Below are 13,644 nucleotides of genomic sequence, written 5' to 3'. Positions count from 1 at the left end.
TTATTCGTAAGGTTCCGCTGGTTGCGCGATGGCGGTGACTTCGGTGGCGGTGAGTGCCGGCGGTTCGTAGTCATCGGGAATGCCCCCTTTCCAGGGGGTCCACGTGCCGGTGACCCGCACCCAGGCGTTCTCCTTGGGGGAGGGCACGCCGTGCACGGCGACCTCCAAGGCCATGGCGTCGGCGGCGCAGCAGTTGATCCGCATCCTGGTGACGTACCAGCCGGTCTTGGACGGTACGGCGAAGCCGGTCAGCCTGACCTTCCTGCCCGTGAGCGAGGAGCCTGACGGTGCGTAGGCCCGCCCGATGAACTCGCCCAGCGTCAGCTCCGTCACGCCGCCGCGGCCGAGCTTCCCGTAGTTCGCGGTACGGGATGGCGCGGGCGCGCCGTCGGCGAGCCTGACCGCGAACGAGCCGAGCGGGGGAGGCGCGACCATCACGACGGCGAACACGGGCGCGGCCAGCAACCACGCTACCCGGGGTGCGTGACCGTGGGCGCCGGGCCTGCCCAGCCAGCCCTGGACGACGGAAAGCAGGCCCAGAACCACCAGCACCACACCGGCTCCCACGAGCAGCGGCCGGAAGCCGGGCTTGACGTAGTTGACGTACGTCGTGGAGAACGCGGAGATCGTCAGCAGCACCGCGCCGAGGATCACCAGCAGAGCCCCCTGCGTCTGGCGGTTCACAGCAGCGCCCAGCCCGCGACGAAGCTGACGCCGATCGCCAGGGCCAGCGTGAGCGGCACGAAACGCCAGGCGAAGGCCCGTCCGAAGGTACCCGCCTGGAGCGCGATGAGCTTCAGGTCCACCATGGGCCCGACCACCAGGAACGCCAGCTTGGCCGTCGGGGAGAACGCCGTGAGTGAGGCCGCCACGAACGCGTCAGCCTCCGAGCAGATCGACAGCAGCACCGCGAGCAGGGCCAGCACCAACACGGACACGACCGGTACCCCCGCCACCGTGGTCAGCCACGCTCTGGGGATCACCACATTCAAGGTCGCCGCGGCCAGGGCGCCGACCACCAGGAATCCGCCGGCGTGCATCAGGTCGTGGCGCATCGCGTCCAGGAAGGCGTACACCTTGCTCTGCCCGGCCTCAGCCGTGCGGCGAGGTGCCGGCAGCCACTCGCTCCGCCCGAACCGCGCCCAGATCCACCCGGCCAGCACCGCGACCGCCAGCGAGGCGGCGAACCGCGCGACCACCATCGAGGGCTCGTTCGGGAAGGCCACCGCGGTGGCCACCAGCACCACGGGATTGATCGCCGGCGAGGCCAGCAGAAATGCCAGCGCCGCGGGGGGAGCGACGCCACGGGCCATCAGCCCCGAGGCCACCGGCACGGACGCGCACTCGCAGCCGGGCAGCACCGCCCCGGCAACCCCGGCGATGGGCACCGCCGCATAGGTACGCCGTGGCAGCGCCCTCGTCCAGAACGACGCGGGCACGAACGCGGTGATGCCCGCCGACAGCGCCACCCCGAACACCAGGAACGGCAGCGCCTGCACGCACACCGCCACGAACACCGTCGCCCACGTCTGCAACGCCGGAGCCGTCAGGTACGGCGCCAGCAGGAACCGCCCCACCACCAGCAAGGCCGCCAAAGCGATGAACGCCCATGGCAGCCGGATCCCACCGGAGTCCTTCGTGGGGGCGTGGCTCTCCTGGCCTGGCAGAGCCGTCGTGCTCGGCTGCGTCATCGCCCTCCTCGGCCCCGGCGCGAGCTCATACTGATACGCGGCAGCAGCGTAACGGTTGATCTCGCACCGACAGACCGCCTTTGGCTGTATTCGGTCGTTTCTAAATGGCGTTGCCCGTTATGGCGGGGGGGACCACCGAGCCGGCGAGGTGCGGCTCGAACTCAGCGCTTCTCGCAGGTCGCGCAGACTCCGTAGACCTCTTCGGCTCTGAAGCCGTCCACGACGTCGTTCTCCTGCCGTTCCGCCACCATCCCGCAGACGCGGCAGACGAGATGGTGGTGCCTGGCGGGGCCGCACAGCCGGTACACGGCCTCTCCCGTGTGCGTGAACGCGTGCACGATCCCGGCCTCCGCCATCGAGGTGAGTGCGCGATAGACGGTGGTGAGCCCGGCGTTCTCGCCGCGGTCCTGCAGTTCGGCGTGGACGCGCTGCGCCGAGACGGGCAGCCGATGGGCCGCCAGAACATCGAGCACGAGCAGCCGCTGCTTGGTCACCCGGATGCCTGCCGCTGCCAGCATCGGTCCCCACCGCGCCGTATCGACCATGCCTCCTCCATCGCCGATGCAACGGTCATGGGCGTTGGCCCCGCGCGACCCCTTACTCGGGTGATCTGGTGATGCACCACAGACCGAGATCGGTTAGGCCGGTGGGGTTGACGTGCAGGCCGTGTTCGGAGAGTTCAGCCTTGAGCCTGTCAGGGCCGAGGACCCACCAGGCGTACTCGACCTCCACTTCCTCGGCCGGTTCCCCGTCCTGGAAGACACGGTAGGTCATGCGCCAGGTGACCTGCTCGGGCCCGGCGGGTTCAGCGCGGCCCCAGCCCTCGTACCGGCGCCGCCCGATACACAGCTCGGAGAAGCGGGTGTGCGGCACGGCCATGGGTTCGGCCGGGGGCTGGAGGTTGAGCACGGCCCGGCCGCCCGGCAGCAGGCGTTCGGCCAGCAGCCGCCAGATCGTGCGGCGCCCGGTGGGGTCGAAGTGGCCGATGACGTTCATCGCGACCAGCGTGCCCAGGCGGGGCGGGAGCGTGGCCCGGAGCAGGTCGCCGGGCAGCACGGTCACGCGGTCGCGCAGCTCCGGGTCCTCGTTGACCCTGGCGAGCAGGACCGCGCGCAGGCCTCGCGACGGCTCCACGGCGAAGATCTCCGCCTGGGGCATGGCCCGCGCGATCACCCGGGTGCCGTGGCCGCCGCCGGCCCCGACGTCCACGACCGGTCCGGGGGCTCCGCGCAGCGTCTCGGCCAGCACCGGGTCCAGTGCCGTCCAGACCGGGGCGAGCATCACGTCCACGAACTCGGCGGAGCGTTCGTACTGGTCCATCTCGGTGACATGTACATGGTTAGGCTTCACGCGCTCTCCTCCAGATTCAGTACGGGTGCGAACGGATCGTCGTAACAGGCCCACGCCGCGGCACCCGGCAGGATGTCGTCCTGGTCGATGAGGCAGGAGTCGAGCAGGCCGCAGATGCGGTCGCGGTCGATGTCGGGCCCGGTGAAGACCAGGTGCTGGACGCGGTCGCCGATGATCGGGTTCCAGTCCAGCGCGGCGGCGACCCGGCGGATCGGGGAGATCAGATCCCAGGCGGCCTCGGGCAGCGCGGCCAGCCAGGGACCGGCGTCCGCCACGGAGATCACTCCGGCGACGGCGTCCCAGGCCAGCATGCGTTCGTGCCGGCTGGCCAGCCAGAACCGGCCGCGGGAGCGGACCGTGGTGGTGACGAGCTCGTCCATGGCGTCGAACAGGCGGCCGGGGTGGAGCGGGCGCAGACGGTGCCAGACGACCGTGGTGACCTCGCCGGTCTGCCTGTCGGCCGGGAGCTGGGCGGTGGCCGGGTCGACGCGTTCGGCGAGTTCGTGGACGTCCAGCTTGGGGCCGGTGACGTCGGGGAGGGTGACGATCGGCGTGTGCGGCGCCAGGTGGCCGAGCACGGCGGCCGACAGTTCGGCGTCCTCGGCGTCGCCGCCGTGCAGGGACAGGCTGGTGGCGTACTCGATCTGGCGGGCCAGCACCTCGGCCAGGTGGCGCTGGTCGCCGGCCATCGCGGCCTGGCCGGTCTCGGTCAGTTGGTCGCCCCGGCAGATGTCCAGCGGCAGGTGCCGGGCGTCCAACGCCGTGTGCACGCAGGCCAGGCGGAGTTTGCGGGTACGGGCCAGCGCCTCGGCCACCGGGCGCGGCTCGATCGAGTCCCAGAGGTCGATGATCAGCAGGGAGGCGCCGGTGACGTGCCGGACGAGCTGGGAGAGAAGATCTTCATGGACGGTGCGAGTGACGCAGTCGCGGGCGTTTCGCACCTCGGCGCGGTCCAGGACGCCGGAGGTGTCGCGGACCACGCGCTCGACCCGGCCCGCGACGACGGCGTGATGGATCGCGACGGCTCCCGGATGGCGGTGCAGCAGCCGATCGACCGCGGCGGCCCGGGCAGTGTCGTACAGGCCCCCGACGAGGGCGACGGGAACGGGCTTGTTCATGCGCTGGGGCGTGAGGCGTAGGGGAGCAGGGCCATCTCCCGGGCGTTCTTGATGGCCCTGGCGATCAGGCGCTGCTGCTGCACGGTGACGCCCGTGACCCGGCGGCTGCGGATCTTGCCCCTGTCGGAGATGAACTTGCGCAGCAGTGCGGTGTCCTTGTAGTCGATGCGGTCGACGTGCAGGAGCGGGTTGGGCTTCTTCCGCGGGGTGCGGCGGGTCTTCATGCGTTCTCCTTGATGAGGATGGGGGCGAACGGGTCGTCGTAGCGGGTCCAGGCGTCCTCTCCGGCCTGTTCCTCCTCCTCGGTGAGCAGGCAGGAGTCGAGGAGCGTACGGAAGCGGGCGGCGTCGAGATCGGGGCCGGTGAAGACCAGGTGCTGGACGCGGTCGCCGCGCTCGGGGTCCCAGTCCAGGTCGGCGGCCAGACGGCGGGCCGGGGAGACCAGGTCCCAGGCCGCCTTGGGCAACGCGGCCAGCCAGGGGCCCGCGGCCTCGACCGAGACGATGCCGGCCACGGCGTCCCAGGCCAGCAGCTCGCCGGGGTGGTTGGCCAGCCAGAAGCGGCCGCGCGAGCGTACCGACTCGGTCACCAGCTCGTCGATGGCCTCGAACAGGCGGGCCGGGTGCAGCGGGCGGCGGCTGCGCCAGACGGTGGTGACGATCTCGTCGGTCTGGGCGTCGCCGGGCAGCTGGGCGGTGGCGGGGTCCACGCGTTCGGCCAGTTCGCCGGCGCATACCCGGGCGCCGGTGACCGGAGGCAGGGCCTCGACGGTGTGGACGGGAGTGAAGGGGGCGAGGTGGGCGAGCACCGTGCGGGACAGCTCCCGGTCGTCCTCGTCGCCGCCGTGCAGCACCAGGGCGGTCGGGTATTCGAGCTGCCGGGCCAGCACCTCGGCCAGGTAACGCCGGTCACCGGCGGCCGCGGGCCTGCCGACCTCGCTGAGGCGTTCGCCGCGGGTGATGTCATCGGGCAAGGCCGCGGCGTCCAGCGCGGTGAGTACGGCGGCGAGCCGCAGGGTCTCGTGCGCCTCGTCGCAGTCGATCGCCTCGGCCACCGAGCGGGGCTCCACCGAGTCCCACAGGTCCACGATCAGCAGTGCCGCGCCGGGCGCCAGCATGACGAGCTGAGGGAGCAGGTCCTCGCGCACGGTGCAGGTTATGCAGCCGTGCGCGAGCCGCACCTCGGCCGTGTCGAGCACGCCCGTCCTGTCCCGAACGCTGCGGTGGACGCGCCCGTGGGTGACCTGGCTCAGGTCGTGGTGGATGGCGAGCGAGCCGGGATGCTCGGCGAGCAGCTGTTCGACGGTGGCGGTGCGAGCCGTGGCGTGCAGGCCCGCGACGAGGACGACCGGGGTTGGCACGGAGCCTCCAGTTGCAAGTATGAAAACCGTTTTCGTTATCATGGCACACCATGGCAAGTGGAAAGGAACCGTTTTGGCCAGAAATGAGGTGCGCCCCGTGATCAAGCTCAGATCGACGGCGGGCACCGGCTACACCTACGTGACCAGGAAGAACCGCCGGAACACCCCCGACAGACTCACCCTTCGCAAGTACGACCCGACCATCCGCCAGCACGTGCTCTTCCGGGAGGAACGATGAAGAAGGGCGTCCACCCCGACTACCGTCCGGTCGTCTTCCGCGATCCCGGCGCGGACTTCGCGTTCCTCACGCGCTCCACGATCACGAGCGACAAGACGATCGAGTGGACCGACGGCAACACCTACCCGGTGGTGGACGTCGACGTGTCCTCGGCCAGCCACCCCTTCTACACCGGGCGCAGCCGCGTCCTGGACACCGCCGGTCGCGTCGAGCGGTTCAACCAGCGTTACGGGAGGACATGATGTCCGCGCACTGCCAGCTCACCGGGGTCAAGCCGGTCTTCGGCAACAACGTCTCCCACTCCCACCGGCGCACCCGCCGGCGCTGGAACCCCAACATCCAGCAGCGCCGCTACTGGCTTGAGAGCGAGGGCCGCTACGTCCGGCTCACACTCAGCGCCCGCGCGATCAAGACCATCGACAGGATCGGCATCGACAAGGCCGTCGCCCAGATCCGTGCAAGAGGAGAGAAGGTCTGATGGCCAAGAAGAGCAAGATCGCCGCGAACGAGCGGCGCAAGGCCGTGGTCCAGCGCTACGCCGCGCGGCGGGCCGAGCTGAAGGAGATCATCCGCACCGGCACCCCGCAGGAGCAGGCGGAAGCGGCCCGGGCACTGGCCCGCCAGCCGCGCGACGCCAGCGCCACCCGCGTCCGCAACCGCGACTCCGTCGACGGCCGTCCCCGCGGGCACCTCACCAGGTTCGGCCTGTCCCGGGTGCGCTTCCGCGAGATGGCCCACCGCGGCGAGCTGCCGGGTATCAGGAAGGCGAGCTGGTAGCCGTGGCCGTGCCCAAGCGCAAGACCTCCCGCAGTAACACCCGGCATCGCCGCAGCCAGTGGAAGGCGACCGCGCCCGACCTCGTTCCGATCACCGTGAACGGGCGACAGCTGCTCGTGCCCCGGCGCCTCGTCCGCGCTTACCAGCGGGGTTTGATCGCCGTCGACTGAGCTGACCCGGCCACCGGGCTCCTGCCGTGCATGGAAAGCCGGGCGCGGCGGCACGGCAGGATGCCCGGTGGCCGACACCGATCGACGCTGCGGGCTTCTCCGCTGAGCGTCCGTGCGGACTCGTCCGGGCCGGTGAGCATGCCACGGAAGCCGCTGCCGAGAGCGACCTGCCAGGCGAGGGCCGGGTTCAGAGGGATCCGCAGCGGTGCGCGGGTCACGGCCCAGGTGCTGATGACCAGCCGTCCGCCGGGCCGGACGAGCCTGGCCAGGCGGGAGGCCGATGCGTCCATGTCGGTGCAGCAGGAACACGCCGTGGACGCATTGCATCACGTCATAAAGGTGCCTCTCGTGAGGCTCCCAGGCGGTGGCCAACCTGGCGAACCTGCGGGCGCCCTCTTCGGAGGGTGCTTCCCGGATGGTGACAGACTGCCGGACGCCGGCCGATGAGTTTCGCCGCGCCCGCTGGTCTACATTGCGAACATCGAGAAAGGGTGACCCAGATGACCGAGCCCAAGACCCACACCCTCGAGGCGCCCAGCGGCATCCTGTACTACGACGTACGGGAGGCCGAGGCGAGCGGCGCGCCGATTCTGCTGATGATCGGATCGCCGATGGACGCCAGCGGGTTCACCGGCCTGGCCGGGCGCTTCGGGGATCGTACGGTGGTCACCTATGACCCGCGCGGGATCGGGCGGAGCAAGCGGACCGACGGCGCCGTCGAGTCGACGCCCGAGCAGCATGCCGACGACCTGCACCGGCTGATCACCGTGCTCGGCGGCGGGCCGGTGGACGTCTTCGCCAGCAGCGGGGGCGCCGTCAACGGGCTGGCGCTGGTGGCCCGGCATCCGGAGCAGGTGCGTACGCTCGTGGCGCACGAGCCGCCGGCCGCCCAGCAGCTGCCGGACCGGGAGCAGGCGCTGGCTGCGGTGGCGGACATTCGCCGGACGTATGAGCGCGAGGGTTTCGGGCCTGCGATGGCGAAGTTCATCGCGGTCACCAGCCTGCGGGGCGAGATTCCGGCCGACTTCGCCGATCAGCCCGTTCCGGGCCCGGCCGATCTCGGGATGCCGGCCGAAGACGACGGTTCTCGTGACGACCCGCTGTTCGGGCAGAACATCATGACCTGTACGCACTACGAGCACGACTTCGAGGCGCTCCGCGCGGCTACGACGCGCATCGTCGTCGGCGTCGGAGCCGAATCGGAGGGCGAAATGGCCTACCGCGCGGGCGTTGCGGTCGCCGAACGGCTCGGCACCGAGCCGGTGATCTTTCCCAGCCATCACGGCGGGTTTCTCGACGGCGAGTTCGGCATGAAGGGCGACCCCGACGCCTTCGCCGTCACGCTGCGCGGAATTCTGGCCGAGTAGGGGAGGGCCGCCGCCTCGCTGCTACCCGATGAGGGCCTGGGTGCCGAGCACGGTCAGCAGCGCGAGGCGTTCGGCGTCCTCGGTGCCGGGCTCGGCCGTGTAGAGCATGATGCGCAGGTCGCTGCCGGCGACAGTGAGCACGTCGCAGTCCAGCGTGAGGGGCCCCACGTGCGGATGATCGATGGTCTTGCGGGCGGCCTCGTGGTGGCCGACGGCGCCGGAGTCCCACAGCTCGGCGAACCGGTCACTGCCGCCCCGCAGTTCCGCGACCAGCCGCCGTAGCCGCTGGTCAGCGGGGTAGCGGCCGGCGGCCGCGCGCAGGTCGGCGACCAGCGCGGCCTCGAAGGCGCGCAGGGACTCCGGCGTGTGCCGTGCGCGGCTGCCCGGGCCGAGAAAATGCCGCCACACGGCGTTGCGCTGGTTGCCACGCCATCCGGACGGATCGCCCATCAACGCCGTGTACGGCGGGTTGGCCATGAGCAGCGTCCAGGACGCGTCGTAGACCGCGACGGGTGTCCCGGTCAGCCTGTCCAGCATGCGCTGGACGCTCGGGGTGATGTACGCGGGCACCGTTTCCGGGCCCGGCGGCGCCAGCCCGGCCAGCCGGAACAGATGCGCCCGCTCGGCTTGCGACAGCCGCAGTGCCCTGGCCAGAGCTTCGACGACCTGAGCCGACGGGTTGGACGCGCGGCCCTGCTCGAGGCGGGTGATGTAGTCAACGGAGATCCCGGCGAGCAGCGCCAGCTCCTCGCGGCGCAGCCCGGTCGCGCGCCGGTGCCCGCCGGCGGGCAGCCCGGCGGCCTCCGGCGAGACCCGGTCGCGCCAGAGGCGCACCGCCTGCCCGAATTCCGTTGTCGCCATACCCACCAGTCTGCACCGCGGGCAGCGGACCTGCCTGGTACCGGCAGTCCCAGGAAGATGGGACGACTGGCTGACCACACCGCTCCGGCCGGAAGGTGGGGGCATGACAACAACACTGATCACCGGAGCGAACAAGGGACTCGGCTTCGAGACCGCCCGCCGGCTCATCGCGGCAGGTCACACCGTCTACATCGGCAGCCGGGACGCCGAGCGCGGGCGCCTGGCCGCCGAGCGGCTGGGCGCGCGGACGGTCCTCATCGACGTCACCGACGACGCGTCCGTCGCGGCGGCGGCGAAGGCCATCGAGGCCGACGGCGGACTGGACGTGCTCGTCAACAACGCCGGCATCGAAGGGCGGACTCGGGATGGAGGTGTGATCGGCGCCGCGGAGGTGACCGGTGACGTGATGCGGCACCTGTTCGATACGAACGTCTTCGGCGTGGTGCGCGTCACCCACGCGTTCCTGCCTCTCCTGCAGCGGTCGGCCGCCCCTGTCGTGGTCAACGTCAGCAGCGGTCTGGGCTCGATGGCCCGGGTCACCGCCCCGGGCACGCCGACGTACGCGTACCCGGGGCTCGCCTATCCGGCGTCGAAGGTCGCGGTCAACATGATCACCGTGCAGTACGCCAAGGCGTTCCCGGGCATGCGGATCAACGCGGTGGAGCCCGGTTACACCGCGACGGACCTGAACGGGCACACGGGCACGCAGACCGTCGAGGAGGGCGCCGAGATCATCGTCCGCATGGCGCAGGTGGGCCCCGACGGCCCGACCGGCGGCTACTTCGACGCCGCTGGGACCCTCCCTTGGTAAAAGGGGATGGTTCCTCACCCGAGGAACGCTCGGAACCGAGTTCAGACCCGCCCTCCAGCGCGGTGGCCGTCGGCGCGGCGTACGCGGGTGCTGCGTGAGCGGCGGCCGGTCCCGTCCGGGCACTCGAAGGTGCTGAGCTGGTGAGCGGGGGAACTCATGACGTGCCGGTTCGGTTCAGTACTGGGCCACCCAGGTCTTGAGCGCGATGATGGCCAGTCCGAGCGCGAGGTTCGCGCCCCCGGAGAGGACCACGATCCGCGTCGAGGAGCGGGCCTTGACGGCGGCCGCGACGGCCCAGGCGACCTGGCTCGCCACCGCGACACCCAGCGCCACCCAGGTCGCGACCACGTCGGACAGGCCGAGCGTCGAGGCGAAGGCGGCACCCACGGCAGGCGGGAACGAGGCCTGAGCCACCGGCCACTCGTGACGGCCGGCTTCGCGGAGCCGCCGCCAGGTCGGGCCGTCCGTTCCGTGGGTCACGACCGAGGCGTAGACGTGGGCGATCCAGAACACCACGCCCGTGCAGAGCAGCACGACCACGAGGCTCCCCGCCGAGATCGGTGTGCCGTCCACCGCGGTGCCGGCCGCGACCGAGGCCGCCAGCAGCGAGCCGTACACGGCCCCCGCGAACTCGGCCCGCTCCGGGGATCCCTCACTGTCACGCGCGTTCATGGCAGCAGTGTCGTCGGGGGCCTGCCGGGCTCGACCGGTCGGCGTGCGGGACGATGCATAGTTTTGGGGTGTTCGAGAAGATCACGCGGCGGCGCGGGGGGCCGCGCCGCCGCGAGGAGCCGCGTCAGGTGCCGTGGAAGGGAGTCCAGTTCCCCAGGTACGCCCGAACGGTGTAGTCGCGCGCCTGGTCGTCGGTGAGCTGCGGCCGGTCCGCCGTGACGGCCGCGCCGGGGCCGGTGTTGCGGTACTCGGCGAAGCGGCCCGCGCCCTCCCACGGATCATCCTTTATCTGCGCGCCCAGCCAGGAGTCGCGGACCACGACGCCGCCGGAGGTGCCCAGGGAGACGGACCTGGCCGCGTCGCCCTCCAGCCGGCTGCCGGCGATGAGGACGGAGCCGCCCGCGGTCACGCTGCCGGGGCCGAGCGACCTGATCACGCAGCGGTCCAGGACGGTTGTGCCCTGGCCTCGGACGATGCCGGCGTCGCCCTCCATGTAACAGTCGCGCAGGTACGCGCGGCGGCCGTCGGACTGGTAGACGCCCTCGTTGCCGAGGAGACGGGTGTTCTTGAAGGCGATCCGTTCACCGGCCGTCTGTACAGCGGGAGCCGGGCCGGGGGCGGCCGACTCGTCGTAGGTGTTCTGGAGTGTGACGTCTTCGACGGTGATGTCGCTGCCGAGCAGGCCGACGGTGGCGCTGCCTGCGGGGCCCCACGTGCCGCCGTAGAACTTCTGGCCGTTCGCGGGCAGCTCGTAGGTGATGACGACGTCCTCGGCGCGGCCGGTCGCGCCCTTGATCGTGAGGTCGCGGCGGTCCGGCCAGACCCTGACCATCTCCCGGTAGACGCCGGGTTTGACCGTGATCACCGCGCCGCGCGGGGCAGCGCCGACGGCGGCCTGGACGCTGCCGAAGTCGCCGGTGCCGTCGAGCGCCACGGTGATGCGGCGCGGCGCCGGCCGCTCCCCGCCGAGCGGTCCCGCGCCGTGGGTGACGATGGCGGGCACCCGGTCGGCGGGGTCGAGGGTGTAGGCGTAGTAGGCGGACGGGTCGAACGCGGTGCCCACGTTGTCGGTGCGCCCGCGGGTGCCGTCGAACACGTTGCCGCGCTGGACCACCTGCGAGCCCGGGTCCTTGGCGACGATCGGGTCGGGCACCGAGCGGTAGTAGCTGTTCTCGACGACCATCTTGCCGCTGCCGCGGATCATGGTCCCGTACATGCCGATGTCCTGGACGTAGTTGTTGTACAGGTGCGCGGCCTCGGTGTTGTCGATGCTGCCGTTGCGCTGGAACGTCCCGCGGATCCAGTTGTGGTGCATGGTCACCTTGGTCACCACGTTGGAGGTCCAGCCGACGCCGATGGCCTTGTTGTGGTCGCTGAACACGTTCCAGGAGACGGTGACGTAGTCGCTGTCCTTGCGGATGTCGAGCAGTCCGTCGCCGGTGCGGGTGAAGTGGTTGTGGTCGATCCACACGTGGTGGGCGCCGTCCATCTGCACACCGTCGTAGTCCTTGCTCTTGCCGTCCCAGTCGCCGGGGACGTAGGAGTCACGGATCGTGAGGTTGCGGATGACGACGTTGTGCACCTGGTTGAGGAAGAAGCCGCCCTGGACGATCTCGGCGCCCGCGCCGTCGCCGACGATGCTCTTGTCGGAGGCGACCTCGATCTCCCTGCCGTACGGCTCCATCTTGATCGAGCCCTTGACCTTGATGACGTACGGCTCGGTCGCTGTGGCGTACCGCTCCAGGTCGGCCTGGTTGTCCACGGTCACGGTCTGGCCGGCCGCGCCGCCGGTGGTGCCGTCCACGCCGAGGGCGTTCAGCGAGGCGAACCCGTCGGCCCGATCCGGCCACCGCGTGGCCGCCGTCGCCGGGGCGGGGGCGGCCGCCGTCAGCGCCGCCACGAGCACGGCGAGCAGGGGAAGACGTCTCATCAGGATCCTCCGTTGCGCTGCTTGTAGGACGCCTGCGCCTCGGTCAGCTTGGCCGCGAACTGGTCCAGGAAGTCCTTGGCGCTGAGCTGGGCGAGCAGCACCTTCTGGAACTGCGGCTCTGCCCACGTCTTGGTGATGTCGTTGAACTCCGGCAGGTGGTAGGGCATCTGCACCACCTTGGTCGCCGGGTCGTTCATCACCCGCTGCGCCTCGGTGATGTGCGCCGCCTGGGACGGAGGCACGTCGGTGTTGGCCGGGATGACGCCGCTCTTGTCGGCGATGTAGCCGTCCATGTCCTTGGAGGCGAAGAACTCCGCCAGCTTGAACGCCGCCTCCTTGTTCTCGGAGCCGGAGAAGACGCCGACGCCGCCGACCGGGTTGGACAGCACGGACTGGACCCCGGAGTCGGATTTGGGCACGGAGAAGGAGGCCACCTTGTCGGCGCCCAGCGCCTTGATGTGGTCCTGGTAGGAGCCCAGGTTGTGCTGCATGACGGCGATGCTGCCGGCGGTGTCGAACTGGGCGACCATCTTGACGTAGTCGTTCTGCAGGTCGGCCTCGGGGGTGTTCTTCTTGTAGAGCCCGGCGTACTTCTCCAGCGCCGTCACGTTGCGCGGGTCGTTGAGCGTGGCCTTGCCCGAGGCGTCGAAGAACTCGGTGATCCCCGACTGGCCGTAGACGACCTCCAGCATCTGGGCGATGGAGCCGGCGCCGCCGCGAATGGTGAAGCCGAACCTGTTCTCGCTCGGCTTGGTCAGCTTGTCCACCGCCGTGAAGAACTCGCTCCACGTCTTGGGCGGCTCGAGGCCCGCCTCCTTGAACCAGTCCTTGCGGTACCAGAACGCTCCGGCGTTGGTGGACAGCGGGATGATGTACGTCTTGTGGTCCGGCACGACGTTCTTGACCGTGGTCAGGAGGGCCTCGTTGAACTTGCCGTTCAGCGCCGGGTTCTTGGCGATGCGCTCGTCCACCGGTTCGAGCGCCTTCTGCGCGACGAGATTGCCCAGCCCCGAGGTGGACACGTCGGCCACGTCCGGCACGCCGCCGCCGGCGATGGCGGTGTCGATCTTCTGTGGTGCCTGGGCGATCGGCACTCCCACGTAGTTGACGTCGATGGTCGGGTTGGCCTTCTCGAACTCGGCGATGGCGTGCTGCCAGATCGGCGTGCGGGCGGGACCCGCGTTGGTGTCCCAGAAGGTGATCTTGGTCTTGCCGTCGGAGCCCGTGTCCGAGCCGCACCCGGCCAGAACGGCGGCGGCCAGCGTGATCACGGCGATCGGCGCTTGTCGTCTCATTGCC

Annotated in this window: 19 protein-coding genes; 7 read left to right on the top strand and 12 right to left on the bottom strand. The window is 70.6% G+C overall.

The window, feature by feature from the left end:
* The 7 genes from ACQPWU_RS32375 to ACQPWU_RS32345 all read right to left on the bottom strand — a co-directional run bounded on the left by ACQPWU_RS32375 (position 1) and on the right by ACQPWU_RS32345 (position 5,519).
* Entirely contained in the window at positions 1-684 is a 684-nt protein-coding gene (locus ACQPWU_RS32375; RefSeq protein WP_433428369.1) for a TIGR03943 family putative permease subunit, read from the bottom strand.
* Positions 681-1,691, bottom strand: a complete 1,011-nt coding sequence (locus tag ACQPWU_RS32370) for a permease (RefSeq protein ID WP_433428366.1) — start codon at positions 1,689-1,691, stop codon at positions 681-683. The genes ACQPWU_RS32375 and ACQPWU_RS32370 overlap by 4 nt, the downstream gene beginning before the upstream one ends.
* A gap of 161 nt (positions 1,692-1,852) precedes the next feature.
* On the bottom strand, positions 1,853-2,236 hold the full coding sequence (locus ACQPWU_RS32365; RefSeq protein ID WP_433428364.1) for a Fur family transcriptional regulator: 384 nt from the start codon (positions 2,234-2,236) through the stop codon (positions 1,853-1,855).
* Positions 2,237-2,288: 52 nt separating this feature from the next.
* A complete protein-coding gene (locus ACQPWU_RS32360) occupies positions 2,289-3,041 on the bottom strand; it encodes a class I SAM-dependent methyltransferase (RefSeq protein WP_433428361.1) in 753 nt (250 codons plus the stop codon).
* On the bottom strand, positions 3,038-4,159 hold the full coding sequence (locus ACQPWU_RS32355; RefSeq protein WP_433428359.1) for a GTP-binding protein: 1,122 nt from the start codon (positions 4,157-4,159) through the stop codon (positions 3,038-3,040). Before ACQPWU_RS32355 ends, ACQPWU_RS32360 begins: the two co-directional genes overlap by 4 nt.
* Entirely contained in the window at positions 4,156-4,383 is a 228-nt protein-coding gene (rpsR, locus tag ACQPWU_RS32350; protein WP_357596804.1) for a 30S ribosomal protein S18, read from the bottom strand. The genes ACQPWU_RS32355 and rpsR overlap by 4 nt, the downstream gene beginning before the upstream one ends.
* Positions 4,380-5,519: a CobW family GTP-binding protein gene (locus ACQPWU_RS32345; protein WP_433428355.1), complete on the bottom strand. Its 1,140-nt coding sequence runs from the start codon at positions 5,517-5,519 to the stop codon at positions 4,380-4,382. The genes rpsR and ACQPWU_RS32345 overlap by 4 nt, the downstream gene beginning before the upstream one ends.
* Positions 5,520-5,592: 73 nt before the next feature.
* Here ACQPWU_RS32345 and rpmG point away from each other — a divergent pair, with 73 nt between their 5' ends.
* Genes rpmG through rpmF form a run of 5 tightly spaced genes read left to right on the top strand, consistent with a single transcriptional unit; the run spans position 5,593 to position 6,704 of the window.
* Entirely contained in the window at positions 5,593-5,757 is a 165-nt protein-coding gene (gene rpmG, locus ACQPWU_RS32340) for a 50S ribosomal protein L33 (RefSeq protein WP_349452821.1), read from the top strand.
* Positions 5,754-5,999, top strand: coding sequence for a type B 50S ribosomal protein L31 (locus tag ACQPWU_RS32335; RefSeq protein WP_433428352.1), 246 nt, complete (start codon positions 5,754-5,756; stop codon positions 5,997-5,999). The genes rpmG and ACQPWU_RS32335 overlap by 4 nt, the downstream gene beginning before the upstream one ends.
* Complete coding sequence (gene rpmB / locus ACQPWU_RS32330) at positions 5,999-6,235, top strand: 50S ribosomal protein L28 (RefSeq protein WP_433445344.1); 237 nt, start codon at positions 5,999-6,001, stop codon at positions 6,233-6,235. The genes ACQPWU_RS32335 and rpmB overlap by 1 nt, the downstream gene beginning before the upstream one ends.
* On the top strand, positions 6,235-6,534 hold the full coding sequence (gene rpsN, locus ACQPWU_RS32325; protein ID WP_433428349.1) for a 30S ribosomal protein S14: 300 nt from the start codon (positions 6,235-6,237) through the stop codon (positions 6,532-6,534). The genes rpmB and rpsN overlap by 1 nt, the downstream gene beginning before the upstream one ends.
* 2 nt (positions 6,535-6,536) lie before the next feature.
* Positions 6,537-6,704: a 50S ribosomal protein L32 gene (gene rpmF / locus ACQPWU_RS32320; protein ID WP_433428347.1), complete on the top strand. Its 168-nt coding sequence runs from the start codon at positions 6,537-6,539 to the stop codon at positions 6,702-6,704.
* Here rpmF and ACQPWU_RS32315 read toward each other — a convergent pair.
* The gene (locus ACQPWU_RS32315; RefSeq protein WP_433428344.1) at positions 6,674-6,994 is read right to left on the bottom strand and encodes a hypothetical protein; all 321 of its coding nucleotides are present in this window, start codon (positions 6,992-6,994) and stop codon (positions 6,674-6,676) included. The two genes, rpmF and ACQPWU_RS32315, sit on opposite strands and share 31 nt — an antisense overlap.
* A 210-nt stretch (positions 6,995-7,204) precedes the next feature.
* On the opposite strand from ACQPWU_RS32315, the gene ACQPWU_RS32310 reads away from it, so the two are divergent.
* Positions 7,205-8,071 (top strand): alpha/beta fold hydrolase, encoded by an 867-nt coding sequence (locus ACQPWU_RS32310; RefSeq protein WP_433428342.1) that lies wholly within the window; start codon positions 7,205-7,207, stop codon positions 8,069-8,071.
* A gap of 21 nt (positions 8,072-8,092) precedes the next feature.
* Here ACQPWU_RS32310 and ACQPWU_RS32305 read toward each other — a convergent pair whose 3' ends face one another.
* Positions 8,093-8,932 (bottom strand): helix-turn-helix transcriptional regulator, encoded by an 840-nt coding sequence (locus tag ACQPWU_RS32305; protein ID WP_433428340.1) that lies wholly within the window; start codon positions 8,930-8,932, stop codon positions 8,093-8,095.
* A gap of 103 nt (positions 8,933-9,035) precedes the next feature.
* Here ACQPWU_RS32305 and ACQPWU_RS32300 point away from each other — a divergent pair, with 103 nt between their 5' ends.
* Complete coding sequence (locus ACQPWU_RS32300; protein ID WP_433428337.1) at positions 9,036-9,743, top strand: SDR family NAD(P)-dependent oxidoreductase; 708 nt, start codon at positions 9,036-9,038, stop codon at positions 9,741-9,743.
* Between the two features lie 174 nt (positions 9,744-9,917).
* On the opposite strand, the gene ACQPWU_RS32295 is transcribed toward ACQPWU_RS32300, so the two are convergent.
* From ACQPWU_RS32295 to ACQPWU_RS32285, 3 genes are all read right to left on the bottom strand, one after another.
* A complete protein-coding gene (locus ACQPWU_RS32295) occupies positions 9,918-10,415 on the bottom strand; it encodes a hypothetical protein (RefSeq protein WP_433428334.1) in 498 nt (165 codons plus the stop codon).
* 124 nt (positions 10,416-10,539) lie between these two features.
* Complete coding sequence (locus tag ACQPWU_RS32290) at positions 10,540-12,345, bottom strand: pectinesterase family protein (RefSeq protein ID WP_433428331.1); 1,806 nt, start codon at positions 12,343-12,345, stop codon at positions 10,540-10,542.
* Positions 12,345-13,640, bottom strand: coding sequence for an ABC transporter substrate-binding protein (locus ACQPWU_RS32285; protein ID WP_433428328.1), 1,296 nt, complete (start codon positions 13,638-13,640; stop codon positions 12,345-12,347). Before ACQPWU_RS32285 ends, ACQPWU_RS32290 begins: the two co-directional genes overlap by 1 nt.
* Positions 13,641-13,644: the final 4 nt, after the last annotated feature.

Origin of the sequence: Nonomuraea sp. CA-141351, from assembly GCF_050944675.1 — a bacterium.
In the GTDB taxonomy this organism is placed as follows: Bacteria; Actinomycetota; Actinomycetes; order Streptosporangiales; family Streptosporangiaceae; genus Nonomuraea.
The sequence above is the reverse complement of the archived record's forward strand: the minus strand, read 5'-3'. Positions and strand labels throughout refer to the sequence as shown.

Coding starts and splice junctions, on each gene's coding strand:
- ACQPWU_RS32305 (WP_433428340.1), bottom strand. CDS start 8,932: ATGGCGACAACGGAATTCGGGCAGGCGGTGCGCCTCTGGCGCGACCGG.
- ACQPWU_RS32295 (WP_433428334.1), bottom strand. CDS start 10,415: ATGAACGCGCGTGACAGTGAGGGATCCCCGGAGCGGGCCGAGTTCGCG.
- ACQPWU_RS32355 (WP_433428359.1), bottom strand. CDS start 4,159: ATGAACAAGCCCGTTCCCGTCGCCCTCGTCGGGGGCCTGTACGACACT.
- rpsR (WP_357596804.1), bottom strand. CDS start 4,383: ATGAAGACCCGCCGCACCCCGCGGAAGAAGCCCAACCCGCTCCTGCAC.
- ACQPWU_RS32335 (WP_433428352.1), top strand. CDS start 5,754: ATGAAGAAGGGCGTCCACCCCGACTACCGTCCGGTCGTCTTCCGCGAT.
- ACQPWU_RS32290 (WP_433428331.1), bottom strand. CDS start 12,345: ATGAGACGTCTTCCCCTGCTCGCCGTGCTCGTGGCGGCGCTGACGGCG.
- rpsN (WP_433428349.1), top strand. CDS start 6,235: ATGGCCAAGAAGAGCAAGATCGCCGCGAACGAGCGGCGCAAGGCCGTG.
- ACQPWU_RS32370 (WP_433428366.1), bottom strand. CDS start 1,691: ATGACGCAGCCGAGCACGACGGCTCTGCCAGGCCAGGAGAGCCACGCC.
- rpmB (WP_433445344.1), top strand. CDS start 5,999: ATGTCCGCGCACTGCCAGCTCACCGGGGTCAAGCCGGTCTTCGGCAAC.
- ACQPWU_RS32285 (WP_433428328.1), bottom strand. CDS start 13,640: ATGAGACGACAAGCGCCGATCGCCGTGATCACGCTGGCCGCCGCCGTT.
- ACQPWU_RS32365 (WP_433428364.1), bottom strand. CDS start 2,236: ATGGTCGATACGGCGCGGTGGGGACCGATGCTGGCAGCGGCAGGCATC.
- ACQPWU_RS32315 (WP_433428344.1), bottom strand. CDS start 6,994: ATGGACGCATCGGCCTCCCGCCTGGCCAGGCTCGTCCGGCCCGGCGGA.
- ACQPWU_RS32300 (WP_433428337.1), top strand. CDS start 9,036: ATGACAACAACACTGATCACCGGAGCGAACAAGGGACTCGGCTTCGAG.
- ACQPWU_RS32310 (WP_433428342.1), top strand. CDS start 7,205: ATGACCGAGCCCAAGACCCACACCCTCGAGGCGCCCAGCGGCATCCTG.